General features: G+C 61.5%; 9 protein-coding genes and 1 pseudogene. 3 read left to right on the top strand and 7 right to left on the bottom strand.

Going from position 1 to position 11,498, the window contains the following annotated elements:
• A pseudogene (gene eno, locus PHD22_RS14350) lies at positions 1-569 on the top strand (phosphopyruvate hydratase); the annotation flags it as partial.
• 67 nt (positions 570-636) lie between these two features.
• Positions 637-912: a cell division protein FtsB gene (gene ftsB, locus PHD22_RS14355; RefSeq protein ID WP_299868272.1), complete on the top strand. Its 276-nt coding sequence runs from the start codon at positions 637-639 to the stop codon at positions 910-912.
• A gap of 53 nt (positions 913-965) precedes the next feature.
• Here the strand turns inward: ftsB and PHD22_RS14360 are convergent, their stop codons facing one another.
• The 4 genes from PHD22_RS14360 to PHD22_RS14375 all read right to left on the bottom strand — a co-directional run bounded on the left by PHD22_RS14360 (position 966) and on the right by PHD22_RS14375 (position 5,290).
• Positions 966-2,594 carry a hypothetical protein gene (locus PHD22_RS14360; protein WP_299868275.1) on the bottom strand — a complete coding sequence of 543 codons (1,629 nt, stop codon included), beginning with the start codon at positions 2,592-2,594 and terminating at the stop codon, positions 966-968.
• Between the two features lie 80 nt (positions 2,595-2,674).
• The gene (rpmE, locus tag PHD22_RS14365) at positions 2,675-2,893 is read right to left on the bottom strand and encodes a 50S ribosomal protein L31 (protein WP_299868278.1); all 219 of its coding nucleotides are present in this window, start codon (positions 2,891-2,893) and stop codon (positions 2,675-2,677) included.
• Positions 2,894-2,991: 98 nt separating this feature from the next.
• Complete coding sequence (locus PHD22_RS14370) at positions 2,992-4,254, bottom strand: U32 family peptidase (protein ID WP_299868281.1); 1,263 nt, start codon at positions 4,252-4,254, stop codon at positions 2,992-2,994.
• Between the two features lie 37 nt (positions 4,255-4,291).
• Positions 4,292-5,290, bottom strand: coding sequence for a DnaJ C-terminal domain-containing protein (locus PHD22_RS14375; RefSeq protein ID WP_299868284.1), 999 nt, complete (start codon positions 5,288-5,290; stop codon positions 4,292-4,294).
• Positions 5,291-5,338: 48 nt separating this feature from the next.
• Here PHD22_RS14375 and PHD22_RS14380 point away from each other — a divergent pair, with 48 nt between their 5' ends.
• On the top strand, positions 5,339-6,553 hold the full coding sequence (locus PHD22_RS14380) for a right-handed parallel beta-helix repeat-containing protein (RefSeq protein WP_299868287.1): 1,215 nt from the start codon (positions 5,339-5,341) through the stop codon (positions 6,551-6,553).
• Here PHD22_RS14380 and PHD22_RS14385 read toward each other — a convergent pair.
• From PHD22_RS14385 to PHD22_RS14395, 3 genes are all read right to left on the bottom strand, one after another.
• Positions 6,550-8,085 (bottom strand): SpoVR family protein, encoded by a 1,536-nt coding sequence (locus tag PHD22_RS14385; RefSeq protein ID WP_299868290.1) that lies wholly within the window; start codon positions 8,083-8,085, stop codon positions 6,550-6,552. The genes PHD22_RS14380 and PHD22_RS14385 overlap by 4 nt on opposite strands.
• Complete coding sequence (locus PHD22_RS14390) at positions 8,082-9,350, bottom strand: YeaH/YhbH family protein (protein WP_299868293.1); 1,269 nt, start codon at positions 9,348-9,350, stop codon at positions 8,082-8,084. The genes PHD22_RS14385 and PHD22_RS14390 overlap by 4 nt, the downstream gene beginning before the upstream one ends.
• A 63-nt stretch (positions 9,351-9,413) precedes the next feature.
• Positions 9,414-11,336: a PrkA family serine protein kinase gene (locus PHD22_RS14395; RefSeq protein ID WP_299868296.1), complete on the bottom strand. Its 1,923-nt coding sequence runs from the start codon at positions 11,334-11,336 to the stop codon at positions 9,414-9,416.
• Positions 11,337-11,498 lie beyond the last annotated feature (162 nt).

An 11,498-nucleotide genomic window follows, 5' to 3' on the forward strand; every position in this document is an offset into this window, starting at 1 on the left:
TGGACTGTGCCGCCTCCGAGTTCTACAAGGATGGCAAGTACGAGCTGGTGGGCGAGGGCCTGTCCCTGACCTCCGCAGGCTTCACCGACTACCTGGCCACCCTGGTCGAGAAGTTCCCCATCGTGTCCATCGAGGACGGCATGGCCGAAGGTGACTGGGCCGGCTGGAAAATCCTTACCGATCGCCTCGGCAAGACCGTGCAGATCGTGGGTGACGACCTCTTCGTGACCAATACCCGCATCCTGAAGGAAGGCATCGAGAAAGGCATCGCCAATTCGATCCTCATCAAGATCAACCAGATCGGCACCCTGACCGAAACCTTTGCCGCCGTCGAGATGGCCAAGCGTGCCGGCTACACCGCGGTGATCTCCCATCGTTCCGGCGAAACCGAAGACTCCACCATTGCCGACATCGCCGTGGGTCTGAACGCCATGCAGATCAAGACCGGCTCCCTGTCCCGTTCCGACCGTATCTCCAAGTACAACCAGCTGCTGCGCATCGAGGAAGATCTTGGCGATACCGCCTTCTACCCGGGCGTATCCGCCTTCTACAACCTGCGCAAGCGCTAAGCACCGTGCGGGGGCCGGTCGGCTGTAATGGCTGACCGGCCTTTTTTCATCCTGTTTTCCCTAATCCATGCGCTGGCCTGTCACTATTCTCATTTTTCTGGCCCTGGCCCTGCAATACCCCCTGTGGATCGGCAAAGGTGGCTGGCTCCGGGTCTGGGAGGTGGAGAAGCAGCTGGCTGCTCAAAAGGACGCCAATCTCAGGCTTGAGCAGCGCAATACCGGCCTCGAGGCTGAGGTGCGGGATTTGAAAACAGGCTATGAAGCCATCGAAGAACGTGCCCGCTTCGAGCTTGGTCTGACCAAGCCGGACGAAGTCTTCGTTCAGACCCCCCTCAGCAGGTAGGGTGCTCGTGGATCTCGACCCAGCGGGTCGTTTCCCCTGAACAGTCCGGCCTGTCAGTCCCTCCGGTAGAGCCGGAAATTTTCTGCCTTGCGACCTCCGCCGAGCCGGCGCTCCCAGATCAGCTGCCATTCCTTGGGGATGTTCCTGATGGACCCGCTGGAAGCATAGGCGAGCAGCAGCCGGCACTCCGAATTGCTGAGGAAGGGCTGGGTCCGGACGTTGGCGAAGTAATCCAGGGCAGCCCGCTGGGTGTCTCCCAGACCCTTTCGAAGGATGCAGCCGGGCGCTTGGCGGGAGAGTTCCCTGCTCAATTCGGCGGCAATCGGCTGGTAGTTCTTGGTGTGGGCAAACCAGGGCTCCCAAAGGGTGACGGCCAGGCACCACAGCAGGGTCATCCCCAAAGCCCAGTTGGTGGTGCTCCGCAGGGCTCCACGGCGGGTGAGCATGGGCAGGATCACGATCGCCGAGCTGATCAGGAGTGCCAGCAGCACGTCCATCCCCATGGCGGTTCGCTGGAAGTCGGGCGCCAATCTGGCCACCTGACGGGCCAGACCTGGTGGCCAGGCAAAGTGGAGCGCACTCCAGCCCAGCCAGACCAGGATGGCGAAAAACACGAAGGTCATCGTCCCGAACCAGTCGAAGGCATTGGCTGCTCCTCGGCGCAGGGATCCGGCACCCAGGGCGGCCAGCAGCGTCAAAGGGGGCAGGACCGGGAGAATGCTTGCTGCTCGGAGCCCGCCCGTGGTGGCCACCAGCAGGAGCGCAAGCAGGCTGGCCACCACGGGCAAGGCTATTTGCAGGGTCGAGATGCTGTGCCGGTTGCGCCACAGGGCCCAGCCGGCAATGGGCCACAGGGGCCAGGCAAACCAGCCCAGCAGCTGGAACAGCGTGCTGATCCGGGTCAGGTGCTGGCTGTGAGGGGTCATGGAGAGTACTTCGGCGTTCCACCACAAGGGCAACAGCTGGGGCTGGGTGGCGCGAACTCCCATGATCCAGAGCGCGATCAGCAGGCCGGACAGGCCCAGGGTGGTGGCAAGGCCCCCCAGCGCGCGGGGGGTCCGGCAGTGGGGAGAAAGCAGGGGCGGGATCAGGACAAGAGGCAGGGTGAGACCCAGCCCGGAGAGGCCGCCCGCGAGAAAGGTGACGCCAATGCCCAGTCCTGCCTGGAGGCCTGCCCTCTGAGGCCGCTCGGAGAGTTCTCCAAGTCCTGCATAGCACAGTGCCATGCCTGCCAGCTGGGCCAGCATCGGCTGGGTTTCATGGGCATGAACGACGAGTCCCAGGCTGCCCATGCCCAGCAGGATGGCCGGGGCGAACGCTGCGGAGCCGTGGAGGCGACGGGCTGCGAGTCCGGTCCAGTAGAGGCTCAGTCCGGTAAAGATGCTGGAAGCCAGGCGGGCCGCATCATGCACGGGAAGGAGCCCGCCGAGGGCCTTGGCCAGGAGGGCGCCTATCCAGTAGTAGAGGGGGCCTGTGCCGAGGTAACTTTCTCCGGCGATTTCGGGAATCAGCCATTCACTACCTTGCAGCATGGCGTGTATTGGTCCCAGGTGCGTCAGGTCGTCACCTCGCCAGGGCAGGTGCCCGGTGGTGCCGACGAGCAGGTAGGTGGCCAGCAGGATGAGCAGCGACCAGCTTGCCAGCGGTGCGGATAACGCGAAGCGGGGGGCGGAGTCGTGCATGGCGTGGACGCTTGGGGTTCAGACAACAAAAAAGGCAGCCTGGGCTGCCTTTTCAGTGGGTTTGGCAACAGAGACGATGATCAGCCCAGGCGTTGCACGGAACCGTATTTCTGGCGGAAGCGCTCGACGCGGCCGGCGGTATCCACGATCTTCTGCTTGCCGGTATAGAACGGATGGCAGGCGGAGCAGACTTCCACGTGGTACTGGGGCTTGCCCATGGTGGAACGGGTGGTGAAAGTGCTGCCGCAGGAGCAGGTCACTTGCACTTCAACGTAATTCGGATGGGTATCGGCTTTCATCGCTTTATCCTTTGGTTACATGTGGGTGGTGAATTTGGCCACCCGGAAACCCGGCATTTTGAAGTATTTGAGCCCCTTGTGCAAGCTTGTTGACTTGCCTAAAGGAAGCGTGCCACGAAGGCACCCACGGTTTCGGGGGGGAGAGGTATCCAGGCTCGGTGATCGCTGCCAGGAATCCGCTGGATGTCCTGACCTTCTGCATTCTGCAGGCGTTCGATATGCACTGCCCGGTTGCCTTGAGGGTGAATCAGCTCCAGGCGGTCGCCGACTGCAAAGGCGTTCTTCGAGGCGATTTCGGCCATGCCCCGCTCGGCATCGAAGGCCACTATGTCCCCTACGTAAAGGCTGCGCCCCGACTCGGAGTGGCCGCGCAGGTAGTTCTGGGTTTCGTGGGGGGTATGACGCTGCAGGAAGCCGTCGGTGTAGCCACGGTTGGCGAGACCTTCGAGCTGGCCGAGGAGTGCCGGATCGAGGCCACGCCCGGCGACGGCGTCGTCGATGGCCTGACGATAGGCCTGGCAGGTGCGGGCGACGTAGTAGGGGCTCTTGGTGCGCCCTTCGATCTTGAGGGAGTCGATGCCGATCTCGACCAGACGCTGAACGTGCTCGATGGCGCGCAGGTCCTTGGAGTTGAGGATGTAGGTGCCGTGCTCGTCCTCTTCGATGGGCATGTACTCGCCGGCGCGCTTGTGGGGCTCCTCGATGAGATGTACGTCACCGGCACCGCAGGTCTTCGCCTCGTGGGTCTTGAAATCCCAGCGGCAGGAGTTGGTGCAGCTGCCCTGGTTGGGGTCCCGGTGGTTGAAGTAGCCGGACAGCAGGCAGCGGCCTGAGTAGGCGATGCACAGGGCGCCATGGATGAAGACTTCCAGTTCGGTGTCGGGGCAGTCCTGGCGGATGCTGGCGATTTCGTCGAGGGAGAGCTCACGGGACAGGATGACCCGGGAGATGCCAGCCATTTTCCAGAAACGGACCGCCGCGGCGTTGACCGTGTTGGCCTGCACCGACAGGTGAATCGGCATTTCGGGAAAACTCTCCCGGACCATCAGGATGAGACCCGGGTCGGACATGATCAGGGCATCGGGCTTGAGGGCGATGACCGGTGCGATGTCCCTGATGAAGGTCTTGATTTTGGCGCCGTGGGGATAGATGTTGGCGACCACGTAGAAGTGCCTGCCGAGTGCCCGGGCCCGGTTGATGCCATCGGCCAGCACAGGCAGGTCACCGAAATCGTTGTTGCGGACGCGCAGCGAGTAGCGGGGTTGACCGGCGTAGATGGCCGTGGCGCCAAAGGCAAAGGCGGTGTCGAGCATGGCCAGGGAGCCGGCCGGAGCAAGGAGTTCGGGAGTCTTCACGGGCATGAGTGGTGCGGCGGTGGGGCGTGCCGGGGTACGGGTTTCAGCGATGGGTTTCCAGGGTGGCCTGCCAGCGGGCCAGGGTCGGGTTCTGGTCGTCGAGTTGATGCTGAAAGACCTGTTCGGCCATGTCCAGCATGGCTTTCTGTTCTTTGGTCAGAAAGCGGGGGAGTTGAGTCTCGAAATGGGCGATCAGGTCGCCAGGGGAGCGTGCTCCCCGACCTGGATAACCGGCGCCTGTCAAACGGAACCGGGGCTCGGTGAAGGCTTCCGGCAGCAGGATCTCCCGGATGCCGTCCAGGGTCGGGACCTCGATCTGGCCACCGGCAAGGAGACGGAAGATGCTGACCGGGACCTGAACATGTACATCCAGGTGCTCCAGACGGAACAATGGGTGGGGGTCGATGGAAAGACGGAGATAAAGGTCGCCGGGTTCGCCATCTTGCGGGGCGGGACCGCCCTGGCCAGTGACGCGAACCTCCTCCCCCGGGAGCAGTCCGGGAGGAATCCGTACGTCCAGCTGGCGGTTTGCCGGAAGCCATCCACGCCCCTCGCAACCAGGGCAGCGGCAGTCTGTGGTAAAGCCCTTGCCGGCACAGGTCTGGCAGGCGGACAGGCCATTTGCGCCCCGGATTCGTCCGCTGCCGTGGCAGGCTCCGCACATGGTGGTCCGGCCATAACTGCGCTTGCCGCTCCCCTCGCAATCGGAGCACGCGCTGCGGCTCTCCACAGAGATGGTTACACTGCATCCCCGGGCGGCTTCAGCAAGACCCAGGGAGATTTCCATCCGGCGATCTTCGCCTTTTGGCCGCCGGGGCTCGGGTGATCCGGTTTGCGGGGGGGCTTCGCCCGGGGATGGACTTGCGGCCTGGATCAGGCGTTCGAACGCCTCCCGTACAAGACGGAACTGGTCATGGGCCTGGGGGTCCGGGTTGCGGTCCGGATGCCAGCGCATGGCCAAGCGCCGATAGGCGCGCTTGATTTCGGCAGCACTGGCGCCCTGCGGGAGACCCAGGATTTGGTGAAAATCGACGGCAGACATGTGCGTATTCTAATCGTCCGCGGGGGTTTGTTGCTGGAAAGGGTGGTGATGATCAAAGTGTTGATGCTGTTCTGTGGGGTGTTGCTGGGGGGGATTGTCCCGCTCGTCGAGGCCGCAACCCTGAGGGTGGGACCTGCCGAGCGCATCCGCAGTGTGGCTCAGGCAGCGAGGCTGGCCAGGGATGGCGACACCGTGGAAATCACTGCCGGCACCTACGTGGGGGATGTGGCCGTCTGGAGCCAGAAGCGCCTGACCATCCGTGGTGTCGGGGGGCGACCGCGACTGTTGGCTGGCGGGCGCAGCGCTGAGGGCAAGGGGATTTGGGTGATCCGTGGTGACGAAGTGACGGTGGATAACATCACTTTCGAGGGGGCGCGGGTGCCTGCCCGCAACGGAGCGGGGATTCGCCACGAGGCTGGTTTTTTGTGGATCCGCAACTGCCGGTTTCGGGATAACGAAACCGGCATCCTGACAGGGAATGAGCTTTCCCTGTCATTGCGGGTGGAGGATTCGGAGTTTTCCCACGGGGTGGATGCGTCGCCGCGGATCAGCCACCTGCTGTATGCGGGACGTATCGGGCGGCTGGAGGTGAGGGGGAGTACCTTCCATCATGCGGTGGTTGGACACCTGATCAAAAGCCGGGCGCAGCTCAGCATCGTTGAGTACAACAGCCTGTTCGACGGAGAAGGGGGCAGGGGCAGTTATGAGCTGGAGTTCCCTGAGGGCGGGGTGGCGGTGGTGCTGGGCAACCTGATTGGTCAGTCTCCGGGGACGGAGAATCCCCGCATGCTGGCTTATGGCGCCGAGGGGCTGATTTACCCTGACAACCGGTTGTATGTGGCCAGCAATACCTTTGTGGACAATTTACCCAGCGGCGGTGAGTTCATCGCGCTATGGTCTCCCGAGAAGGTGAAGCTGCAGGTTGTGAATAACCTGTTTGTGGGTGGTTGTGCCCAGAGGGCCTGTCCCGAAGGGCTGGTCAGCCATGGGCGCAGGGGCGTGTTCCAGGAAGAGCGCTCAGGCGGCAGGGGCGACCGGGAGGAGGAGGGCAATGTCCTGGTGCCGGAGGGGGCCGCACGGGTCGTTCTGGCGGATCAGCACTACCGTCCATCCATGGCTCATCGCTGGCCGGCGAAGCCATTGCCAGAGCCCGCAGAGGGAGAGCCTGACCTGGTTCCCCGTCGCCAGTACCGGGCTCCGGTGGGCAGCCGCTCCCTCGGCAGGCGCAGCGAGTTGCGCGCTGCCGGAGCCTTCCAGCCCTAGCTGCCTTCCGTCCTGCGACGATCCTGGCGGGTTTCCTTGAGGAGTTCGATCCGTCCGTCTTCGTGGGTGACTTCCAGCTTGACCGCAAACCCCCACAGGCGGGCCACATGCTTCAGCACTTCCTCGGACTCCCCGTGGAGTGGCCTGCGTTTGTAAGCCTGGTGACGGAGCGTCAGGGAGCGATCACCCCGCAGGTCCACGTTCCAGACCTGCAGGTTGGGTTCCCGGCTGCCCAGGTTGTAGTTGTCGGACAGGATTTCCCGGACCCGCCGGTAACCCGCTTCATCGTGGATCGCGGAAACCTGCATCTTGCTTTCCTTGTCGTCGTCAAGGATCGCGAACAGGCGGAAGTCGCGCATGACTTTGGGGGACAGAAACTGGGCAATGAAACTTTCGTCCTTGAAGTTGCGCATGGCGAAATCAAAGGTTTCCTGCCAGTTGCTCCCGGCAATATCGGGAAACCAGCGTCGATCCTCGTCGCCAGGGTTTTCGCAGATCCGCCGGAGGTCTGTCCACATGGCGAAACCCAGGGCATAGGGATTGATTCCCCGGTACCAGGGTTCGTTGTAGCTGGGCTGATAGATCACGTTGGTGTGGGAGTGGAGGAACTCCATCATGAAGCTGTCGGTCAGCAGGCCCTCGTCGTACAGGGTGTTGAGGAGGGTGTAGTGCCAGAAGGTGGCCCAGCCTTCATTCATTACCTGGGTCTGGCGCTGGGGGAAGAAATACTGGCTGACCTTGCGGACGATCCGTACGACTTCCCGCTGCCAGGGCTCCAGCAGGGGGGCGTTCTTCTCGATGAAGTAAAGGAGGTTTTCCTGGGGTTCGGAGGGAAAACGGCGTTCCTCCATGACCTGGGTCTTGGTCTGATGCGCCGGGAGCGTCCGCCACAGGTCGTTGACCTGGCTTTGCAGGTATTCTGCCCGTTCCCGCTGGCGGGTCAGCTCCTTGGTCAGGGAGAGCTTGGCGGGGCGCTTGTAGCGGTCTACTCCCACGTTCATCAGGGCATGACAGGAATCCAGAAGGAGCTCGACTTCTTCCTCACCGTGGCGCTCTTCGCACTCGGTCAGAAAGTTCCGGGCGAACAGCAGGTAGTCGATGATCGCATCTGCGCTGGTCCATTGACGGAACAGGTAGTTGCCCTTGAAGAAGCTGTTGTGGCCGTAGGCCGCATGGGCAATGACCAGGGCCTGCATCGTCATGGTGTTTTCTTCCATGAGGTAGGCGATGCAGGGATTGGAGTTGATGACGATTTCGTAGGCCAGGCCCATCTGGCCGCGCCGGTAGCCTTTTTCCGTGTGCAGAAAACTCTTGCCGAACGACCAGTGGTGGTAGTTGACCGGCATGCCCACCGATGAGTAGGCGTCCATCATCTGTTCGGAGGTGATCATCTCGACCTGGTTGGGGTAGATGTCCAGTCCGAATTCCCTGGCCACCCGGTCGATCTCCGCGTGATAGGCTTCGATCAGCTCGAAGGTCCACTCGCCCGGGGAGGGCAGGGGCTGCTTCCGTCGAACGCGTTTCGTGCTCATGCGAGTTTCTTCCTGAAGAGTTCCCGAAACACCGGATAGATATCCGGTAGACCTTCGATGTGCTGCAGCGCGAAATTGGGGTGGCCACCGGTGAGTTTCTCGTATTCTCGCCACAGGTTCTGGGGCTCGCCCGGAGTGATCTCGATGTAGGCGAAGTGCTGGACGAAGGGCAGGATGGTGTCGCTGAGCAGCTCCCGGCAGTGGGGCGAGTCATTTTCCCAGTTGTCTCCATCGGAAGCCTGGGCGCCGTAGATGTTCCAGGCGCCATTCAGATAGCGCTGATGGAGGATGTCGCGCATCATTTCCAGGGCACTGGAGACCACCGTGCCGCCCGACTCCCGGGAGTGGAAGAAGTCTTCCTCGCTCACCTCTTTGGCAATGGTGTGGTGACGGATGAAGACAACCTCGATGTGCTCGTAGGTACGGATGAGGAACAGGTAGAGCAACATGAAGAAGCGCTTGGCCGTGGCTTTCTTCTCCTCGTCCATCGACCCTGAAACGTCCATGATGCAGAACATCACGGCCTGGGTGGTGGGTTTGGGTATCTTGATCCGATTGTTGTAGCGCAGGTCGAAGGTGTCGATGAAGGGAATGGCCTCGATCTTTGCCCGCAGGATCCCGATTTCGTCCTTCAGCTGGAGAACCTCGGGATCGTCGTCCGGGCGGGTTTCGAGCAGCTCTTCCAGCTGCCTCTGGAGTTCCCGCAGCCGGCCCTGATAGGGGGAGGACAAGGCCAGCCGTCGTCCCAGGGCGCCCCTCAGGGAGCGGACCACATTGATGTTGGCGGGGGTGCCGTCGTTGGTGAAGCCTGCCCGCTGGGTCTTGTATTCGCTGATCCGGGCGAGCTGGGTCTTGACCAGATTGGGCAGGGCCAGGTCATCGAAGAACACGTCGAGAAATTCCTCGCGGGAAAGGTTGAAGACAAAGTCGTCTTCCCCTTCGCCGTCCTTGCTGGCCTTGCCCTTGCCGCTGCCCCCACCTCCGCCGCTGGGGGGGCGCTGGATCTGGTCTCCGGACGAGAACTGATCGTTTCCTGTGAAGACGTTTTCCCAGACCCCACCCTTGCCATGGTGGAACTGGGGCTCTGACAGATCCCGGGCAGGGATCGAGACACTTTCGCCGTTATCCAGGTCCTTGATGGAGCGACCGGCGATGGCGTCTGCCACCGCCTTGCGGATCTGGCCCTTGAACCGGCGCATGAATCGCTGCCGGTTTACCGCGCTCTTGTTCCTGCTGTCGAACCGGCGATCGATGATACGAACCATTCGAGCCTCCCGAATTATCTGCACGCGCTGCCGGCAACCTCATGATGGGGTCGCCGGCCCGCATCACGACGATTTGCGGACGCGCAGGTACCACTCACAGAGGAGGCGGACCTGCTTTTCGGTGTAGCCCTTTTCGATCATCCGGTTCACGAAGTTCTGATGCTTCTTCTGTTCATCACCGCTGGCCTTGGCGTTGAAACTGATCACCGGCAGGAGGTCTTCCGTGTTGGAGAACATCTTCTTCTCGATGACCGCCCGGAGTTTCTCGTAGCTCGTCCAGCTCGGGTTCTTGCCGGAGTTCTTGGCCCGCGCCCGCAGCACGAAGTTGACGACCTCGTTGCGGAAATCCTTGGGGTTGCTGATCCCGGCCGGCTTCTCGATCTTCTCCAGCTCATCATTGAGGGCGTTGCGATCCAGGATCTCGCCGGTGTTCTGGTCCCTGTACTCCTGGTCCTGAATCCAGAAGTCGGCGTAGGTGACGTAGCGGTCGAAGATGTTCTGGCCATATTCGCTGTAGCTTTCGAGATAGGCCGTCTGGATCTCCTTGCCGATGAACTCCGCGTAGCGCGGGGCGAGGAACTCCTTGATGAACGCCAGGTATCTGGCTTCGTGTTCGGGGGGATACTGCTCCTGGGCGATCTGCTGTTCAAGCACGTACATTAGATGTACGGGGTTGGCTGCCACCTCCCGGTGATCGAAGTTGAACACCTTGGAGAGCACCTTGAAGGCAAACCGGGTGGACAGGCCGGTCATGCCTTCATCGACGCCGGCATAGTCCCGGTATTCCTGGTAGCTCTTGGCCTTGGGGTCGGTGTCTTTCAGGTTTTCCCCGTCATAGACCCGCATCTTGGAGAACAGGCTGGAGTTTTCCGGTTCCTTGATTCGCGAGAGCACCGCGAACTGGGCCATCATCTTGAGCGTGTCCGGGGCGCATGGCGCCTGGGCAAGGGAACTGTGGGCCAGGAGCTTGTCGTAGATCCGGATCTCGTCGGATACCCGCAGGCAGTAAGGCACCTTGACCGTGTAGATCCGGTCGAGGAAGGCTTCATTGTTGCGATTGTTGCGGAAGGCGACCCATTCCGATTCGTTGGAGTGGGCCATGACGATTCCATCGAAGGGGATGGCCCCGAAGCCTTCGGTACCCTTGTAATTGCCTTCCTGGGTGGCCGTGAGCAGGGGGTGCAGGACCTTGATGGGGGCCTTGAACATTTCCACAAACTCCAGCAGGCCCCGGTTGGCCAGGCACAGACCGCCCGAGTAGGAGTAGGCATCCGGGTCGTCCTGAGAGTATTGCTCCAGCTTGCGAATGTCGATCTTGCCCACCAGAGACGAGATATCCTGGTTGTTTTCGTCCCCCGGCTCGGTCTTGGCCACTGCAATCTGTCGCAGCACGGAAGGCCGTAGCTTGACCACCCGGAATTTGGTGATGTCTCCATTGAACTCCTGGAGTCGTTTGACCGCCCAGGGGCTCATGATGGTGTTGAGGTAGCGGCGCGGGATCCCGTAATCTTCCTCAAGAATCGCACCATCTTCTCCGGCGTTGAACAGGCCAAGGGGAGATTCGTGAACAGGTGATCCCTTGATTGCGTAAAAGGGAATTTTCTCCACCAGGCTCTTGAGCTTTTCCGCAAGGGAGCTTTTGCCTCCTCCCACTGGACCGAGCAGGTAAAGGATCTGCTTTTTTTCCTCCAGCCCCTGGGCGGCATGCCGGAAGTAGGACACGATGTTCTCGATGGATTCCTCCATTCCGTAAAAGTCCCGGAACGCAGGGTAGATCTTGATCATCTTGTTGGAAAAAATCCGCGACAGCCGGGGATCCAGGCGGGTGTCGACCAGTTCAGGTTCGCCTATGGCCTCCAGCATGCGCTCTGCCGAGGTGGCGTAGGCCATGGGCTCGGATCTGCACAGTTCCAGGTACTCCTGGATCGACATTTCCTCTTCCCGGGCCGACTCGAAACGGGTCTGGAAGCTGGTGAAGATACTCATCTGAAGTCTCCTGGAGCAGTCACCCGGTCCCGGCGCCGGGTTCGCCAACAAATCATGCTGCGAGAAATGGCTTCTTGCTGCGGATGCATGGGCGTCGAGCAGGAAATGACGCGACGGCACAAACCGTACTCCTGTTTCATTCCGTGTGAGGCGTGAAAGGGG

The sequence above is a fragment of the Zoogloea sp. genome (assembly GCF_028693495.1).
Lineage (GTDB): Bacteria > Pseudomonadota > Gammaproteobacteria > Burkholderiales > Rhodocyclaceae > Zoogloea.